The organism is Chitinophaga pinensis DSM 2588, from assembly GCF_000024005.1.
GTDB lineage: Bacteria > Bacteroidota > Bacteroidia > Chitinophagales > Chitinophagaceae > Chitinophaga > Chitinophaga pinensis.
Map to the genome: position 1 here is coordinate 2,975,909 of NC_013132.1, position 18,866 is coordinate 2,994,774.

The following is an 18,866-nucleotide window of genomic DNA, read 5'->3' on the forward strand; positions in this document are numbered from 1 at the left end:
TTATCAGCGGACGCATTTCTTATGTTGATTGAAAGCTTATACTATAGTCAGACTATACTCATATTACGTTAGTCTTTCGTTAAAAAGGCAGCATTGAACGAATGGTATATATAGTCAGACCAGTATCGGGTCACCTCCTGCTTTCCACCGTATAGATAAAACTATCTGATTTATAATAGCCCATATTCAGTTCGATAGGATGCTCGTCCTGATCATAGACAAATCGTTTCCTGAACAATATCGGACTACCCGCATCAATTTCCAGTTTAGCCCCTATAAAATTGTCAGCTGCTTTGGCACTGATCTCTTCTTTTGACAGGGTGGCAGTCACCTTATAATCCTGCTCCAATATCTCATACAACGGACGTTTAAAATCCTCTTCGCCACTCAGTCCGATAGACGGATGAAAATAAGATACAAAGTATACAAACGGCCCTTCGGGCCGGCCGCGTAATCTTTCCAGCTTCAGTACCTTCTGTTCCGGTTTGATATCGAAAAAGTGCACCAGTTCTTCCTGTGGTTTTACCCAGCTGATATGCAGTTCAAAATTGCGGATAGGAATACCCCTTGCCGCCATCTCCTGGGAGAAGCTTTTCCAGTTCATAGACTTCGAACTGACCGTTTTCTCCGACACCTTCGTTCCGATCCCTTTCTTACGTACCAGTAATCCTTCATAAACCAGTTTATTCAACGCCTGGCGCAGGGTAGTACGGGAGATCTGCAACTCTTTCGATAACTCTACTTCGTTCGGCAGAAACTTCCCGTTACGGAATTGCGGGTCTTCAATCATTTTCCTCAATAATTCCTCCGCCTGAATATGCAGGGGCACACTGCTGTTATGGTCAATAGAAAGATGCATCATACGGGTCGAAAATATCAAAAGTAAAAGACTAAGTCTAAAAAAGCGGTAAAATAAATTTGCTTTCTATGAACAATGTTTTATATGTTTGTACATATATGAATCCTGTAAGTCGCTTATTTACAGTATTAATTCCTCAGCCGAACATCTAATACTATAATATCAATTGTATATGTATATACATATTATGAATAGGCTAAAACGATGGTATACAGACAAATACTGTCTGCTGCTGCTGGCCGTAATGACCATAGATCTGGCCCATGCACAGCAAACGCCTGCTTTTACGTCTATTGCCCTTCAACCGACCGTAGCTTATCTGAAACACCAGGGCCGTGCTGCCAGGATGGTCAGACTGCTCTTTCATGGAGGCAATAGTTATGCGCCCGCCATGGCTTATATGACTTTTAACGGCCTGTATGATAGTATCCCGCTTGTGGCGACTGAAAAAGGCATTGATATATTTGAACTGCCTTTACCCGGTGGACCTGTACACCACGAAACACAGCTCTATGTAAAAGTGAAATCCGGTGGAAGGGAATATACCGCCCGTTGTATGGTAGCCCCTGCGCCGGAATGGAAAGTATACCTGTTGCCGCATTCTCATGTGGATATCGGGTATACCAATGTGCAGGAGAAAGTCATGCAATTGCATATGAACAATATTGACGAGGCCATCAAGATTGCGGAACGTACACAAAACTACCCGCCGGATGCCCGTTATAAGTGGAATACAGAGGCTTTCTGGGTAGTGGATCACTACCTGGCTGCTGCCGATGAAGCAAAGAAAAAAGCCTTCTGGGAAGCGGTTAAAAAGGGTTGGATCAATATTGATGGCGCCTACGCGAATATCAATACCAGCGTGACAGATTCCCGTCAGCTGATGCAGATGTTCTATACAGCGGTAAAGACAGCCAAAGACCACGGTCTTGATATTAATACCATGTTCCAGGGCGACGTACCCGGGGCTTCCTGGGGACTGGCCAGTCAGTCGGGTATAACAGGGATCCGTTATTTCTGGGGCGCGCCCAATGCGGATGATCGTATCGGTCAGTCGCCTGCATGGAGAGACAGACCTTTTTACTGGCAATCACCCGGTCAGCAGAAAATGCTGTACTGGCAAAGCGAACCTTATTCCATCGGTTACAGATTAAAAGGTAGCAAGATCCCTAATTTCTTCACGGTAGAAGATCCTGTACCTTACTATACCGGTCATCCTTCTGAGAACTTCCTGAATCCTTATCTGTTCGATTACCTGGCAGCACTGGACAAAAAGAAGTTCCCCTACAACATGACTATCATGACATGGGCGATGAGTGATAATGCACCGATTGATCCGGAACTGCCGGAAGCCGTGAAAGCATGGAATGAACGTTATGCATCACCCAGATTGGTTATTACTTCCGTAAAACAATTCTTCAACGATTTTGAAGCTGCCTATGCAGACAGAATACCGGTAGTATCCGGTGATTATACAGAGTTCTGGACAGATGGTATTGCTTCTGCTGCCAGAGAAACAGGGTACAACAGGAATGCTTCAGAAACACTGCAACAGGCAGATGCTGTATGGGCATTACGTGGCAAAGCAGACTATCCGGCGACAGCCATAGATACGATATGGAATAACATCCTGCTGTTCAATGAACATACCTGGGGCGCTTATAACAGTATCTCCAATCCGGAAGATCCCAAGGTGATTTCACAATGGGGATATAAGCAGTCATTCGCATTAAAAGGACATGCGCAGTCTGCCGCTATGTTAACATCCGCCACCGGCGGAGAAGCCATTGCTAATGCTGTTGATGTATACAATACCATTGGCGAAAACCGTACAGAATTAGTACGGATACCTGCGGCACAAAGTACAGCCGGAGACCTGGTGAAAGATGTCAATGGAAAGAAAGTGCCATCGCAACGTCTCAGCACCGGCGAACTGGCCATACTGGTACAACACATTGCACCATATGCTAAACAACGCTTTACCATACAGGCAGGAAAGGCTTATAGCAACACGAAATCAGTTGTCAGCAATACCACCCTGCAAAATGAGCTGTATAAGATATCACTCAATGCGCAAACAGGTAATATCGACAAACTGGAACGTAGTGGTATTCCCCATAATCTCGCGGATTCCGGTGGATTGAACCGTTACTCTTATCTGCCTGGTGATTCATTGGAACATATTGCATATGCAGGTCCGGCGACAATCACCGTAAAAGAAAAAGGTCCGCTGGTAGTGAGTGTAATTGTGACAGCGGTAGCTCCCGGTGCTAATGAACTCACTACTGAAATAATGCTGGTAGCAGGTGAAGACCGTGTACAGATCATCAATAACATCGATAAAAAAGCGATTACAAAGAAAGAAGGCGTACACTTCGGATTCCCTTTCAATGTAGCAGATGCGCAGGTCAGATATAGTATTCCCTGGGGCAGTATCAATGTTGAAGCAGACCAGTTACAATATGCCAACCGCAACTGGTATACCGTACAACATTGGGTGGACGTATCCAATAAAGACTATGGTGTCACCTGGTCAACACCAGATGCGCCATTGTTTGAAGTAGGGGCACAGACAACGGCAGGTCTTACCGGTGGATTACATGATTCTCCTAAATGGATCAGTTTTACAGAACAGCATCCTGCTATCTATTCCTGGATAATGAACAACCTGTGGCATACCAATTTCCGGCACGCACAGGAAGGACCGACTACTTTTCGTTATTACCTGACGGTACACCATAGCTATGATGCCTATGCTGCGAATCAACAGGGACTGGCTAATCACCGTCCGTTGATAGCTGCTCCGGCCAGCGGTCCGGCAACAGAGTCTTTGCCTTTTACCATCAACTCCAAAGCAGTCTACGTAGAGAGTCTGAAACCTGCCGCTGATGGCAAAGGGGTGATCGTATGGCTGGTGAATACAGCGCCGGTTGAAACAGGCGTTTCCTTCAATACGAAAAGTAATGCTGCAAAACTGCAGATCACAGCTACCAATATGCTGGAAGAATATAAACAGTCATTAGATAACAACATCATCCTGCCTGCAAAAGGAGTTATGATGGTACGTGTGGAAAACAAATAACAATAATCAGATTGGTCATGTTGAACGCCGAAAAATATATTACTACGCAGCCTGGATCTGCAATCAATACAGAAGGCTGGCGTAATTCCGGTCAGCCCCTGCTGCCCTTACAGCAATCCTCCTTACCGGAAGGTTATAACATCTATCCGGCACATGCACTGGGTAATGGAAAAATAAAAGAAGGGTATGAAACATTGGCTACCTGGATCGCCGGTCATTCCCAGGTATTGATAGATGGCTATACCGGTGTGTTCTGGGAGGACATCCAGGCAGCATTGGAAGCCATATTCGCAGTAAAAAAAATACGCGTAAAGTGGCATTATACTGCCGCTGCGATCAAAGATACAGTTACTGTAGATCAACTGGTGGCGCCATTCACCGGAGAACATGGCGCTGTGTGGGGTACGCGTACAACCTTACGGCTGACTGACTTCTTTGACAAACAAAAGCTTGCAGCCATACAACCTGATCCTGCTTATGATGTGAATATCGTTATAGGTATCGGTGCATCACTGACAGCATGGAAGGCGCCATTGATCTATATGGATATGCCGAAGAATGAACTGCAATACCGTATGCGTGCAGGTGCGGCCGGTAACCTGGCTACACACACGATGGATAAGTCATCCGAAATGTATAAACGCGCCTATTTCGTTGACTGGGTAGTCCTGAATGCACATAAAGCAGCTATCGCAGATGATATCACTGTATTTGCCGATTCACAGTGGGGACAAACCCTTACCTGGATAAAAGCAGCAGACCTGATAGCAGGTATACGGCATATCAGTCAGGATACCTTCCGCGTACGTCCCTGGTTTGAAGCGGGCGCCTGGGGCGGACAGTGGATGAAAAAACATATTGCGGGTCTGCCGCAGCAGGAAGTCAACCTGGCCTGGTCTTTTGAAATGATTGTACCCGAGAATGGTGTATTATTCGAAAGTGATCATTATCTTTTCGAAATTCCTTTCGAATGGCTGATGTTCCTGCAACATAAAGCTATTTTGGGCAAACATGCAGGGATCTTCGGTTATGAATTCCCGATACGCTTCGATTTCCTGGATACATTTGATGGTGGCAACCTGTCTATCCAATGTCATCCTTCCATGGAATACATCCGTGAGCAGTTTGGCGAGACGTTTACACAGGACGAAACCTACTATATTTTAGATTGTAAAGCAGGCGCCGGTGTGTATCTTGGTTTTACGGAGCAGATAGACCCGGAACAGTTTAAAGCTATATTGGAATATAGTCAGCAGCATAATCAGCCGGTAGAGATCACGGATTATGTGCAGCGTCATGAGGCGAAAAAGCACGACCTGTTCCTGATACCGAATGGTACGGTGCATAGTGCAGGTGCAGATAACCTGGTACTGGAAATCAGTGCCACGCCATACATCTTTACTTTCAAGATGTACGACTGGCTGAGGCTCGGACTGGATGGTCAGCCAAGACCGATCAATATTGATCATGCATTCAGGAACCTGGTATTCAGCAGGAAAGGAGCACGTGTACAGCAGGAACTGATATCGGCGCCGGCAGTGATACAAAAGGGTGCTGACTGGCAGTTATGGCATCTGCCTACCCATGAGCAGCATTTTTATGATGTAGAGCGGGTAGAACTGGAAACCAGCGTATCTTTTGATACCACAGGACGTTGTCTGATCCTGATGCTGGTAGAAGGTACTACGATAGCGGTGAAGACAGCCAATGGCAAAGAAACATTGTACCAGTATGCGGAAACATTTGTGATACCCGCTGCTGCTGATTATTATACACTCATTAACAAAAGTCCGGGAACAGCAAAAGTGGTGCAGGCATTTCTGAAAGAGGACCATCCCGTATTCAGCATTATCAGTTATGAAAAAACAATCTAGCTTACTTTTAATGACCACGATGGTCGCCTCGCTGGGCGGCTTCCTGTTTGGCTTTGATATGGCCGTTGTATCGGGCATATTACCTTTTGTACGGGAGCAGTTCACCTTATCCTCTTTCCAGGAAGGATGGTTTGTATCCTCTGCACTGGTAGGGTGTATTATCGGTGTTATCTTCTCCGGTAATCTCAGCGACAGACTAGGCAGGAAAAAGCTGTTATATATGGCAGCTGCTCTTTTCCTGGTGGCAGCTCTTGGCTGTGCCTTCTTTTCTACCCTTTTCTGGATCATTGCAGCGCGTATCGGCGGTGGGGTGGCTGTGGGGATTGCTTCGAGCATCGTGCCGCTGTATCTGTCTGAAATTGCCCCTGATGATAAAAGAGGCAGATTAGTGACCTATTACCAGCTGGCAGTCACGATCGGTATCCTGGTTGCCTATTGCAGTAATGCCAGACTACTGACTTATGCAGAAGCGCATAAGGCAGAAACTAGCGGTGGTGTGTTACATTTCCTTTTTGTGCAGGAAGTATGGCGGGGGATGTTTGGTTTGGGGATGTTGCCGGCCGCCTTGTTCCTTTTCGGATTGATATGGGTGCCTGAGAGTCCGCGCTGGCTGATGCAGCAGGGGAAAGAAAAGGAATCCACAGGTTATGCACCGCTGTTTGTACCTGCGATGCGCAGGGCATTGCTGATCGGTATATTACTGCCCTTGTTCTCACAGTTCAGCGGTATTAATGCGATTATTTATTACGGTCCGACGATACTCAATAATGCAGGTATTACACTTAGTAACTCTTTTGTCAGCCAGATCATCTTTGGTGCGGCCAATGTCTTCTTTACCATATTTGCGATCTGGAAAGTAGATAGTCTGGGGAGAAGACCTTTATACCTCTGGGGAACGGCGGGTGCTACCATCAGTCTTATCCTGACGGGGCTCTGTTTCTATCAGAACGTGGCTACCGGTATTCCGTTGTTATTGTCTGTGCTGGCTTTCCTGGCTTTCTTCGCGTTTTCTATTGGTCCGCTGAAGTTTGTGATCGCAGCAGAGATCTTTCCGGATAATATCCGTGCAAAGGCTTTATCCCTGAGTATCATGGTAATGTGGATATCTGATACGATTGTCGGACAACTCACGCCGATATTACTGCGTAACCTGGGTACGGCACAGACATTCTGGTTTTTCGCCGTATTTTGTCTGGCGGCATTTATAGCGGTTTACCGCTTATTGCCGGAAACGAAAGGACAGTCATTTGAACAGATAGAACAGTATTGGAAAAATTCAATCAAAAAGACAGCGTAATGAACGGACTGGTATTAGCGGTGGATATAGGCGGATCGCATATTACAACGGCGCTTGTGGATATGCAGCAGCGGACACTATTACCCCGCTCTTTATGGCGTGCGCATATCGATTCGCATGGCAGTGCAGACGAGATTATCGGTGGATGGGTGGACGTCATGCAACAGTCTTTGGGCGATGCAAATGGCGCTATCCGTATTGGTATCGCAATGCCGGGGCCCTTCGATTATGAGGCGGGTATCAGTCTGATAAAAGGGCTGCATAAATATGAATCTTTATACGGCCTGAATATAAAAGAACTGCTGGCGGAAAGATTACATATCTCTCCGGATGCGATCAGGTTTACCAATGATGCTTCCTGCTTTTTACAGGGGGAATTATTTGCGGGTGTGGCTGAAGGTGCGGAATCTGCCCTCGGACTGACCTTAGGCACCGGTTTCGGATCTTCTGTAGCCGCAAATGGTATGGCGCAGGAAGGTACTTTCTGGAAAACCCCTTTCAGGGAAACGACAGCAGAGGAATACTTCTCTACCAGGTGGTTTTTGCGCAGGTATGAAGTATTGAGCGGAGAAAAGATCAGCAGTGTAAAAGAGCTGGCCCTGATGGCGCATGAGCCGGGGTACGCAAAAAGTATATTTGAGGAATTTGGACATAATCTGGCCGCCTTTCTGGAGGAGCAGCAGCCGCTCCCTTCATTGATTGTATTGGGCGGGAATATCGCGCAGGCTTTTCACCTGTTCTTTCGCGGTTTAGAGGAACAGTTACCCGATGTGCAGTTTGTTGTGTCTACACTGGGCGAAGACGCGATCCTGTTAGGCGCCGCAGGCGCATGGGCGACAATTAAGAATTAACAATTTGGAATTAGGAATTGAAAATTAATTGTCGTCATTCATGCTTTAAGGCCGCTTAAAATAAAGTGCTTTTGTGTGGCTATCTAAGAGCGGTTTAATGTTTAATTGAAGGCTATTGGCCTTTAATTCCTAATTCCTAATTCCTAATTATTTTATAATAAAGGATCACTACTCCACTACTAAAAGACCTTGTCCGCATAAACTCTAACCTCACCTTCTCTTCCATATCCCTGAACATCGGCACTCCATGCTGGATAAACACCGGGTGTACCCATATCTGAAATTCGTCAATCAGTCCCTGCCGGATGAATGATTGTACAATACTGCTGCTACCATAGATGATCATATCCTTTCCGGGAGATTGTTTCAGTTTCAGGACTTCTTCGCTGATATTTCCTTTTATCAGCCGGGTATTCTGCCAGTCGGCACTTTCCAATGTATGAGAGAATACGACTTTTGTATGGTTGTTCATGAGGTCTGCATATTCCAGTTCTACCCCGGTAAATGTCCTTACCGGCCAGTAACGGGCCATCCGTTCATAGCTACGCCTGCCCAGCAGGATGGTATCCATCTTTCCCAGCTGATGACAGATATAGAGCGACATTTCCTCGTTCCAGAGTGGAAAATGCCAGTCCAGTTCACCATTAATACCCGCCATAAATCCGTCCAGCGTAACATTCATAGATACGATTATCTTTCTCATTCCATAAGAATTGCTCAATACCAAAGGTACAGTCACTGGATAGGTTGGAGGGGGCGTATTCCGGACTTGTGGCGGGGTTGTTTCTGACATGCAAATTTCCTTATTTTTGTCGGGCAACCTGTTTATTAAATCACATTCCCGATGAAACACATTTCAATCCTCGTGCCGGATGAGGCTGTATTAGGTACAATTGCTGATACACGCTACATGTTCACAACACTCAACGAGTTCCTGGAGGCTGATGGTAAATCTCCCATGTTCCGCGTGCAACTGGTGGGATTAGGAGGAGAAGTAAGGCTCAACCAGGGGCTTTTCTCCATCCACCCTGATGTGCTGATCGGGGATGTATCGCAAACGGACCTGATTGTCATTCCGCCTTTAAGCGGGAACCTGAAAGCAACACTTGAAAGGAATAAGGCATTTCTTCCCTGGATCATTGATCATTATCACCAGGGAGCGGAAGTGGCCAGTCTGTGTATAGGCTCCTTTATGCTGGCGGCAACCGGCTTGCTGAACGGAAGGGAATGTTCCAGTCACTGGGCTTCAGCGGCGGAATTCAGGGCGATGTTTCCGGAAGTGGATCTGATAGACGGCAGGATTATTACGGAGGAACAGGGACTGTATTCCAGCGGAGGCGCCACCTCTTACTGGAATTTGTTGCTGCATCTGGTGGAGAAGATGACGGATCGTGAATTGGCCATCAGGATCGCGAAACTGTTTGCCCTGGAAATAGACCGGAAAACGCAGTCTCCTTTTGTCATGTTTAACGGACAGAAGAAACATGAAGATGAACCTATCAAGAAAGCACAGGAGTTTATAGAATGTAATCTGACGGAAAGGATTTCTGTGGATGATCTGGCGTCGCGTTTTGCCATCGGAAGAAGGCATTTCGACCGTCGCTTTAAAAAGGCGACCAACAATACACCCGCTGAATATATTCAACGGGTGAAGATTGAGGCCGCAAAGAAATGGCTGGAAAACAGCCATAAGAATGTGAATGAAGTTATGTACGAGGTAGGCTATAACGACACCAAATCTTTCCGGACAGTGTTCAAAAAGATTACAGGACTGTCGCCGATCGACTACCGGAATAAATACAATAAAGAAGCAGTAGTGGCCTGACCTAATCCAGGAAATTAGAGGTCAGCGTATCCCACACTTCCTTGCCATTACCATTGAATACCTGTTTCAGCGCATACATACCAAAACCTTTAGCCTGGGAGAATTCGATCTTGGGCGGCATGACCAGTACGGATGGATTCACAACAGCATCTATCAGTACCGGCCCATCATGTTCAAACGCCTTTTGCAGGGCGGTACGTACATTCGCCGGGTTCTCCACACGTATTCCCTTTATGCCGATCGCTTCCGCCATACGGGCAAAATCAGGGTTTTTCAGGTCGGTACCGTAAGGCGGCAGACCGGCTACTTTCATTTCCATGGCCACAAAGCCCAGGGAACTGTTATTAAACACGACAATCTTAACCGGCAGGTTATACTGCACGATGGTTAGAATATCTCCCATAAGCATGGAAAAACCACCATCGCCGGAGAGGGAAATGACTTGTCTGCCGGGATGGGTCAGCTGTGCACCGATTGCCTGTGGCATGGCACTGGCCATAGAACCGTGGTTAAATGATCCCAGCAGGCGTTGTCCTTTTTTCATCCTCAGATAACGGGCTGCCCAAACCGTAGGTTCTCCCACATCCGCCGTAAAGATGGCATCCGGATCCGCCAGCTCGTTGAGGATATGCGTCAGATACTCCGGATGAATAGGCGTGGCATCTGCCTTACCGGTTGCATGACTTTCCAAAGATTGCCGGCTGTTATGATAGTGGGTAATACATTTATCCAGGAAGGCCCTGTCCGTTTTTTGTTTGAGTAAGGGCAGCAGGCAATAGAGCGTTTCCTTTACATCGCCTACCAGTCCAAGGGAGATGGCACAGCGTCTGCCCAGGCGTTCTGCCCGGATGTCCACCTGGACGATCTTCGCTTTGGAGGGGAACCAGTCCTTGTAAGGGAAATCAGTACCGAGCATGATGACCAGGTCACTGCGCTCCATGGCATGATAACCAGAAGAGAAACCGATCAGTCCAGTCATCCCCACATCAAAAGGATTGTCATACTCCACAAATTCCTTTCCTCTCAGGGCATGTACCATAGGCGAGAGGATCTTTTCACCCAAAGCAATCAGTTCATCATGTGCGCCTGCGCAGCCACGTCCACAGAGGAGGGTGACCTTTTCAGCTGCATTAATCAGGTCAGCCAGTTTGTGCAGTTCTGTATCAGAGGGCCGGATGGCAGGACGGCTGACCAGCAGGGAATGCTCCAGTCCGTTATCGTCTACTGTCTGTGTGGCGACGTCCCCCGAGAGGGCAATCACGGCTACACCGCCTAATCCGATGGCATGTTGCATGGCGGTTTGTAATACCCGGGGCATCTGTCGCGCAGAGGCAATCGTTTCACAATAGTGGCTACATTCCCGGAAGAGGGCTTCCGGTCTTGTTTCCTGGAAATAGGACGTACCTATTTCAGTACTGGGGATCTGAGCGGCAATCGCTAATACGGGCGCCATACTACGGTGTGCATCGTAGAGGCCGTTAATCAGGTGCATATTACCGGGGCCGCAGCTACCGGCACATACTGCCAGCTGGCCGGTGAGTTGTGCTTCTGCACCTGCGGCAAAAGCAGCGGCCTCTTCATGCCTGTAATGGATCCATTCCAGTTCTTTGTGCTGGCGTATCTCGTCGGTAATACTGTTGAGAGAGTCGCCTACCACGCCGTGTACTCTTTTTACCCCGGCGGCTATCAGTTGTTCTACTATTTGAGCAGCTATTGTTTTGGGCATAAACAAGGTATTTTGAATTAAATGTACTGTTTCAAATCAATGCGTTAGGTCGCTTTGCAGGAATTTCGTTGATTCCGGCATAAAGAACCATAATCTGTACAAAACTGATGAGGCTACCAGAAAAACTGAAATGGTCACCATTTTTTGTCCGGGGGAAAGCGTAAACTTGTGTACAAAACCGTAAACGCAATGATCACAGTGTTGTCAAGTCCGGCCCGGAATAGTGTAGTGTCCCTGGTAGTATCAAAAGAACAGGCGGAAAAGATCAAAGTGCCAAAGAAATATGTCAGCCGTAAGGAAGAGATATTTCAAAACTATCTTCAGCTGATAGATCAGCATCTTACTGATCTGCTGGCCGGAAACGTAGAAGAGATGTTTGAACTGAGAGACTTCGCAGAAGCACTGTTCATTCATCCTACACACTTCAGCAATGTTATCAAAGAACATACCGGCTACCATCCCTGCTATTTTTATGAAGAGAAACTGTTGAATATAGCAAAGGAACTGCTGATGGATAACAAGTATTCGGTAGCGGATGTTGCAGCATTACTGACGTATGATCCTTCTAATTTTACGAAATGGTTTAAGGCATTTGAAGGAATGACGCCCTCACAATACAGGAAACAATTAACAATTAGGAATTAGGAATTGAATGCAGCGCAGATGATCGTGTGTTAGTGGAATGCATCTTGTATATTAAAAACTGAATTTACTCTTATAGGAGGGCGCTTTATATCATTAAAGCGCCCTTTTAATTAAGGTACTTCCTAATTCCTAATTGAAATACTGAAGAGGGTACCATTTTTCCTTAACTGTTCACCATAATCTCCCCTCCCCAAAGTCTCACCTTTGTCTTGTTAATAAAACACACTAAAAAATGGCAACACAGAAAATAGCACTGGTAACCGGCGGTAGCCGTGGATTAGGCAAGAATGCAGTACTTGAACTGGCAAAAGACGGACATCATGTCGTGTTTACTTATCATAGTAAAAAAGAAGAAGCACAGGAAGTAGTAGCAGCAGTACAGCAATTCAATGTAGAGGCAGTAGCTTTACAACTGGATGTGGCGGCTGTGAAATCATTCCCTGCTTTTAAAACAGCGCTGCAACAGGCATTAAAAGAAAAATGGAATGCAACGCATATTAATTTCCTGGTGAACAATGCCGGTATAGACCGTTATTCACAGTTCCCCGATACGACAGAAGAAGATTTTGATGCATTGATGAATACCCATTTCAAAGGGGCGTATTTCCTCACACAAACATTACTGGATACCATCGCTGATGGCGGTCGTATCGTTAACTTCTCTACCGGTCTGGCAAGATTTGTCACACCTGGTTATGCAGCTTATGCTTCTATGAAAGCAGCTGTGTATAACTTCACAAAGTACCTCGCTAAAGAACTGGGTAAAAGAGGGATTACTGCGAATGTGGTAGCGCCTGGTCCTATTGAGACAGATTTCACCAGGAATGCATTTGAAATCCCGGGTGTGAAAGATCACCTGGTCGGACAAACTGCATTAGGTCGTATGGGTGTTCCGGATGATATCGGAGGCATTGTGGCTTTCCTTTGCAGCGAAAGAGCAAGATGGATCACCGCACAGTGTATAGAGGCATCTGGTGGACTGTTCCTCTAGTCTTTTCTTTATATTGTAGTGATAGCACCCGCATGGTCATACATATAACAGCCGGCCTAAGGACCGATCCTGCAAAGAGTCTGAAGGCAGAATAACTGAATAGAGCAGCTAAATTTGCTGATACCGGGTGGATGTCTGCCCGGTATTTTTATTGTGTGTAATGGCGGAGAGGGTATCCGCGGGATATTGAAAGAAAGAGCTGGACAGGACTATCCAGCTGTCATATCTCACGTTATGAAGAGACATGCTTCCGCATGCCTATCAGGCCCGCAATATAGCGTCCTGAACCAACACAAGCTATGAATGGGCTGTTAAAAGAGTTGTTAAAAAATGTTCCAAGTAATCATGTGAATCTTTATGCAGTACGGCTGGCAGGTGCTTGTATAATATGATTTTTCAGTATATGAGCCAACAAGCGAAGTGCCCGTTCACAAGGGGCATCCTAAAGTACAGAAGGAGGAAAAGAAGGCTAATAAGGAGGTGGAAAAGGCAGATAAGAAAATGGACAAGACGGAGAAAAAAACAAACAAAAGTGAAAAGAAAACGGGAAAACACAGCAAGGATTCAAGGGGATAAAAAGGAGGACTTACTATAAAAACAGCGGCAGGTGACAGTTCACCTGCCGTTATTTTTACAGGAAATAGGGTTGCTTTCTGTAAAAAGTTATATCTTGGCGGGAATTGTATGTTTATAGCATAATATCCTGTGAATAAATATATAGTAGAAGCCTAATTAGATAAATGTTAGCAGCACGAATTACAAGAATTGAGGAGAGACTCGCGCAACATGGAATCAACAATTATCAGATCGCGTATCCTGAATACCTGAATTTTGATCACCAACTATTTGCGACTCCGCGGGAAGTAGGGTGCAGAGTAATGATTTTGCTTGCAATTGCCTACACTATACAGGACAATTCGAAGAAATTCGGTATTGTAAACTGGCTCAAGAATGAGAATATCTGGTCTTATGTGAGCGAAAAGGAAACTATCTACCTGAACGGTGGTACTGTGAGCGATGATACGCTGATGGCCCTGTGCTGGAGAATAGAGGCCGCTTATATTCTGGCCTGGTCCCTGAATCTGGTAAAGGACAGACCTGTACCTGGTCAGGAGCTGAGTGAAGAACAGATCAGTGAACTGATAGATAGTCTGCCTGCGCTGGGTGACAATCTGGGAGACTTCCTGGACCGCCTGTATTTCCGTAGTCCGGAAGAAATCTATGACGAAAATATCTTTTACGAACTGACCACCACGCACTACAGAGACACCCTGTTTGCCGGCCGCAGAAGTACGGCAGATGTACATGTACCTGCTTCCTTTGAACGTCATCTGGCACTGAACTGGCTGAGACGTTTTATGAATGTGCGGGACTGGGATCTTACAGATACCTCTACTTTATAATATTCGCATATCAGCAGCTTTATTACAGGCCGTATCTTCCCGTGTATTGGAAAATACGACCTGTATGGCCTATATTGTAAGTAAACCAGAATCACTATGCAACGCAGGTCTGTTTTACTGACATTGTTCTGCCTGATGTCAATTTCTACGCTTATAGCCCAGGATACGGCCAAAACCTTCTATTTGTGGCCGAATGGTGCACCCGGTTATGAAAGCCGGAAAAACGAGCCGGAAGAGGCCAAAGATTACTACGTAAAGAACATCCACAATCCTTCTGTCACTATCTATCTTCCGCCAAAGGAAAAAGCAACCGGCGCCGCCGTTGTGATCTGTCCCGGGGGAGGCTTCCGTTTGCTGGTCTATACTTCCGAAGGACTGGCGCCTGCCCGTTTCCTGAACAGTATAGGCGTGGCTGCGATCATCCTGAAATACCGCCTGTTCCGGGAGGAAAATTCCCCTTATACCCTGGAAAAGGAGATCCGTCAGGACGCCTACCGCGCCATGCGCTTTGTACGGAGTCATGCTACGGAGTGGAATATCGATACAAACAGGGTAGGGATCTGGGGCTTTTCTGCCGGTGGAGAGGTCGTATCACAGGTGGCCTATACGCCTGGCTATGGCGATCCGGCTGCCAAAGACCCGATTGATCGCCTGAACGGGAAACCCGATTTTCAGATACTGGTATACCCCGGTCCTTTAGGCATCCCGGAAAAAGTGCCTTCGGATGCCCCTAAAGCTTTCCTCATTGCCGCTAATGACGACGAATGCTGCTCCGTACCGATCGTACAGCTACTGGAACGTTACCGGCAGGCAAAAGTGCCTGTAGAGGCGCACATCTTTGCGAATGGCAATCATGCCTTCAATATGGGCTACCGTTCCAACCTGCAATCCATTAAAGCATGGCCCCCGCTGCTCACTAACTGGATGACGGATAGTCATATCCTCACGCCTGCGACAGCGGCTACGAAGTAGTATCTTACTTTTTATATACAGCACCCCGGACCGATTCAATTGGTCCGGGGTACTGTTTTTAATGGCTATTGCAGCGGTTTGCCGAAATCTTTATAGGCGCTTAATAAGGATTGACTCAGGGAGATTTTTTATAGATAAACCGTAGATAAGCCGTAGATAACCCGTATATGAGCCATTCTTATAGATACGGGTTATCTACGGATTATCTACGAGTTATATACAGCTTATATACGGTTAGTCTTCCTGATACAGCCCTGATAAAGACCCTTTACATTAAACTCCCTTATATTGGTGTAAACTATGGCGTAAGAAATAGTAAAGTGTTTTACAACCCATGATGACTGATTTTATTAATATATCGACATGTGACAATTAAATGACAAATTGCGGAATTGTCATTCAATTGCCATCGGGCAGGAATCGATAAATTTGCGATAATGAATAAGAAATTAGACATTAAAAGAATTGAGAGAATTTCCAAAGCACTGGGTGACCCATATCGCATCAAGATTGTTGAAGCCATTAAAAAAGAGCAGGACTGGACACAATGCACTGTGTTACTTGAAATGCTCGACCTTGCACAATCCACCGTTTCCCATCATATAAAACAACTGGTAGACGCTGATCTGCTGATCGCAGAAAAGGAGGGACGTAATGCCAAATACAAGCTCAACAAGGAGATCTTTGCAGAGTATATAAAATACCTTTCTATCTTCACCGTATAAGCAGTGAAATTAAAGCACCCTATTGTTTTTTTTAAATGTCTATTGATCGGAACTTTTAGATACATACCCGCCTTCTAAAAATACCGTGCTATGCTTAAACATTTCGAAATGCTGGATAATCCGGTCTGGCAGGCTTTACAGACAATACATCAGTCATTTGCCCAAGGAACCGCACACGTACAGCGATATCCTGCGGGCGTCTTACAGTTCATGGGATGTGCTGATCCGGCAAGTGCTGATATCAATGAGATTTTACCCTGGACAAGTGTAGGAGAGAAGCTGATCATCATTGGTGAATTACCTGCATTGCCTGATAACTGGGCGCTCGTACGTCAGCTGGATTGTATCCAGATGACCTGTGAAGAAACATCTCCTGTTGATGAGAAAGAAACGGTACTCGCGTTGGATGAAAAGGATATTCCTGATATGCTGGCCCTGACCGGCCAGGTACAACCGGGTTTCTTCTTTGATGGTACTCCTTTACTGGGGCAGTACTATGGTATCCGGCAGAAGGGGCAACTGGTGGCCGTTGCAGGAGAACGTACAAAGGTGACAGGGATGATAGAAATAAGCGCTGTATGCACACATCCGTCATTTACCGGCAGAGGATATGCACAACAGCTGGTGACACATATCATGGATACTAACATTGCCGCAGGGAATGCCTTGTACTTACATTTTGTCAACACCAATGACAGGGCCAGGAACGTATATGAGTTACTGGGCTTCAAATACAGACGTCCGATTGTGTTCTGGGAGATTATCAGAAACAGCTGATATAAAAGAAGGGTATACCAGTTAGCTGATATACCCTTCCGTGTTAAATGTCGCCCTTTTTTACTAACCACCAATCATCAATGGTATCCGTTGTTTTGTTGTAAGGTTATCTTACCTCCGTTTGTAGAAAGATCAATCTGTCGTTGCGGAATCGCAAAATATTCATTCGTTCCTTTTATAAAACTGGCACCTTGTATATCCAGTGTAGCGGCGCCTTCGAAAGCAAAGAATGCATTCATTGCCTGGTCTGCAATACCCCAGCGCACCAGGTCAAAGAAACGATGACCTTCCATTGCCAGTTCCAGTTTACGTTCGAAATAGATCGCTTTTAGCGCATAATCTTTTCCTTTGGAAGAGAAGGTGCCGTTAGGATATGGAGATACTTTATAATTCGCTGCCTGTTGATCTGAAAAACCTCCCATCGGTTCGCTGTTATCTTCATACTTGTATACTGCGCTTTCCGGACGGGCAGCACGTGTACGTACGATATTCACATAACGTTCTGCTGCATCTGTATTCCCCAGTTGTGCTTCACATTCTGCTGCCATCAGCAGTACATCTGCATATCGTATTACATTATAGTTAATGGCGTTGCCTGGCGCCCAGCCACGTGGATCGTAGTATTCATCCTGCGTGGCCTGCCAGTAGACATTTTTCTTTGGAGAATAATGACCTGCTGTAGAAGCTTCCCTGATCCAGGTATCACCGGGATGTATGCCCCAGTCGAGATAAGGAATGCCTTTACGGCCGACAGTCCAGTCCAGCCTTGGATCGACTGTTTCTGTGTTGACATTATGTGTATTATAACCATCCAGGATAGGTAAACCCTGTGCATCTGTGATATAAGAGTTTACGAGATCCTGTGTAGGCTGAAAGAAGCCGCAGCAGCTAAACGGACCATTATACGGATAATTCAGCATCTGTCCCTGATTCGCATTCGCAGAAGTACCTGAATTATCATTCGCATCATATTGGATAGCAAAAACAGATTCTGAAGTGTTTTCTGTAGCCGCATCAAAGTTATCTTCAAACCGGTTTCTCAATGCATAACGATCGCCTTTTGATGTTACGCCTGTGGTGGTGATCAGATCAAACAGCGGCTTTGCTTCATTGTACTTGTGTTCATACATATACGTCTTCGCCAGGTAAGCAGCAGCGGCCCATTTGTTCGGTCTTCCCACTTCGCCTTGTGTTAATGCGAGATGATCCATCGCGGATTTAAAATCGGCTTCGATCTTTGGCCAGATATCCTGATTGTTGGGTGTCTTCATGTCGGTGGTACTTTCATCAATCCATGGCACCATGTTGAACATCTTTTTCAGATCGCTGTAATAGTGTCCGCGTAGGAAATGTGCTTCAGCGGCTATTTCAGTTTTCTCGTCTTCCGACATATCAGTAGCCTCCGGTAACAACTTCAGTACGGTATTACAACGTGTGATACCTTCATAATTTACGCGCCATTTATCATTGAGGAAACTATTGGTCGCACCGGCACTGAAACGCGCCAGATCCAGCGTAGGAGGAGAGTCAAAGTGATCGCTGCCTTTGTGTGCATCGCCACCACATACGCTGCCATAGATCCAGTTGTCAGGAGATACGGCATAACCGCTACCGCCTGAAAGATTTGTCATATCACCATCTGTGAAGTCTTGTCCGTCGAGTGCACCATACGCGCCTACCAGTAATGCATTGATTCCTTTTTTATTCGCTACCAGTTCTTCTTTCAATGAAGAAGGCGGCACCCTGTCCAGGAATTTACTACAGGAGGATATACCCAGGCTCATGCCTGTAAAGAATACTATAGAGAGTGATTGATACAGTTTCATGGTTTTCAGATTT

General features: G+C 46.0%; 15 protein-coding genes. 11 read left to right on the forward strand and 4 right to left on the reverse strand.

Annotated features, from left to right (window positions below):
• Window positions 1–130 precede the first annotated feature (130 nt).
• Window positions 131–862 (reverse strand): GntR family transcriptional regulator, encoded by a 732-nt coding sequence (locus CPIN_RS12100; RefSeq protein WP_012790087.1) that lies wholly within the window; start codon window positions 860–862, stop codon window positions 131–133.
• 184 nt (window positions 863–1,046) lie between these two features.
• On the opposite strand from CPIN_RS12100, the gene CPIN_RS12105 reads away from it, so the two are divergent.
• The 4 genes from CPIN_RS12105 to CPIN_RS12120 are packed head-to-tail and all read left to right on the forward strand — an operon-like array spanning window position 1,047 to window position 7,963.
• Window positions 1,047–3,941, forward strand: coding sequence for a glycoside hydrolase family 38 N-terminal domain-containing protein (locus CPIN_RS12105; RefSeq protein WP_187294757.1), 2,895 nt, complete (start codon window positions 1,047–1,049; stop codon window positions 3,939–3,941).
• 17 nt (window positions 3,942–3,958) lie between these two features.
• The gene (locus CPIN_RS12110) at window positions 3,959–5,815 is read left to right on the forward strand and encodes a class I mannose-6-phosphate isomerase (protein ID WP_012790089.1); all 1,857 of its coding nucleotides are present in this window, start codon (window positions 3,959–3,961) and stop codon (window positions 5,813–5,815) included.
• Complete coding sequence (locus CPIN_RS12115; RefSeq protein WP_012790090.1) at window positions 5,799–7,112, forward strand: MFS transporter; 1,314 nt, start codon at window positions 5,799–5,801, stop codon at window positions 7,110–7,112. The genes CPIN_RS12110 and CPIN_RS12115 overlap by 17 nt, the downstream gene beginning before the upstream one ends.
• Window positions 7,112–7,963 carry an ROK family protein gene (locus tag CPIN_RS12120; protein ID WP_012790091.1) on the forward strand — a complete coding sequence of 284 codons (852 nt, stop codon included), beginning with the start codon at window positions 7,112–7,114 and terminating at the stop codon, window positions 7,961–7,963. The genes CPIN_RS12115 and CPIN_RS12120 overlap by 1 nt, the downstream gene beginning before the upstream one ends.
• A gap of 136 nt (window positions 7,964–8,099) precedes the next feature.
• Here CPIN_RS12120 and CPIN_RS12125 read toward each other — a convergent pair whose 3' ends face one another.
• Entirely contained in the window at window positions 8,100–8,666 is a 567-nt protein-coding gene (locus CPIN_RS12125; protein ID WP_012790092.1) for a dihydrofolate reductase family protein, read from the reverse strand.
• Window positions 8,667–8,807: 141 nt separating this feature from the next.
• On the opposite strand from CPIN_RS12125, the gene CPIN_RS12130 reads away from it, so the two are divergent.
• Entirely contained in the window at window positions 8,808–9,788 is a 981-nt protein-coding gene (locus CPIN_RS12130) for a GlxA family transcriptional regulator (protein ID WP_012790093.1), read from the forward strand.
• A gap of 1 nt (window position 9,789) precedes the next feature.
• Here the strand turns inward: CPIN_RS12130 and poxB are convergent, their stop codons facing one another.
• On the reverse strand, window positions 9,790–11,514 hold the full coding sequence (poxB, locus tag CPIN_RS12135) for a ubiquinone-dependent pyruvate dehydrogenase (RefSeq protein WP_012790094.1): 1,725 nt from the start codon (window positions 11,512–11,514) through the stop codon (window positions 9,790–9,792).
• Window positions 11,515–11,703: 189 nt separating this feature from the next.
• Here poxB and CPIN_RS12140 point away from each other — a divergent pair, with 189 nt between their 5' ends.
• The 6 genes from CPIN_RS12140 to CPIN_RS12165 all read left to right on the forward strand — a co-directional run bounded on the left by CPIN_RS12140 (window position 11,704) and on the right by CPIN_RS12165 (window position 17,027).
• On the forward strand, window positions 11,704–12,159 hold the full coding sequence (locus CPIN_RS12140) for a helix-turn-helix domain-containing protein (RefSeq protein ID WP_012790095.1): 456 nt from the start codon (window positions 11,704–11,706) through the stop codon (window positions 12,157–12,159).
• Window positions 12,160–12,391: 232 nt separating this feature from the next.
• On the forward strand, window positions 12,392–13,150 hold the full coding sequence (locus tag CPIN_RS12145; protein ID WP_012790096.1) for an SDR family NAD(P)-dependent oxidoreductase: 759 nt from the start codon (window positions 12,392–12,394) through the stop codon (window positions 13,148–13,150).
• Between the two features lie 740 nt (window positions 13,151–13,890).
• Window positions 13,891–14,553, forward strand: coding sequence for a DUF4272 domain-containing protein (locus tag CPIN_RS12150; RefSeq protein ID WP_012790097.1), 663 nt, complete (start codon window positions 13,891–13,893; stop codon window positions 14,551–14,553).
• Window positions 14,554–14,649: 96 nt separating this feature from the next.
• The gene (locus CPIN_RS12155; RefSeq protein WP_012790098.1) at window positions 14,650–15,525 is read left to right on the forward strand and encodes an alpha/beta hydrolase; all 876 of its coding nucleotides are present in this window, start codon (window positions 14,650–14,652) and stop codon (window positions 15,523–15,525) included.
• A gap of 437 nt (window positions 15,526–15,962) precedes the next feature.
• Window positions 15,963–16,250, forward strand: a complete 288-nt coding sequence (locus CPIN_RS12160; RefSeq protein ID WP_012790099.1) for an ArsR/SmtB family transcription factor — start codon at window positions 15,963–15,965, stop codon at window positions 16,248–16,250.
• Window positions 16,251–16,340: 90 nt separating this feature from the next.
• Window positions 16,341–17,027 carry a GNAT family N-acetyltransferase gene (locus tag CPIN_RS12165; RefSeq protein ID WP_012790100.1) on the forward strand — a complete coding sequence of 229 codons (687 nt, stop codon included), beginning with the start codon at window positions 16,341–16,343 and terminating at the stop codon, window positions 17,025–17,027.
• Between the two features lie 77 nt (window positions 17,028–17,104).
• Here the strand turns inward: CPIN_RS12165 and CPIN_RS12170 are convergent, their stop codons facing one another.
• On the reverse strand, window positions 17,105–18,853 hold the full coding sequence (locus CPIN_RS12170) for a RagB/SusD family nutrient uptake outer membrane protein (RefSeq protein ID WP_148230551.1): 1,749 nt from the start codon (window positions 18,851–18,853) through the stop codon (window positions 17,105–17,107).
• Window positions 18,854–18,866: the final 13 nt, after the last annotated feature.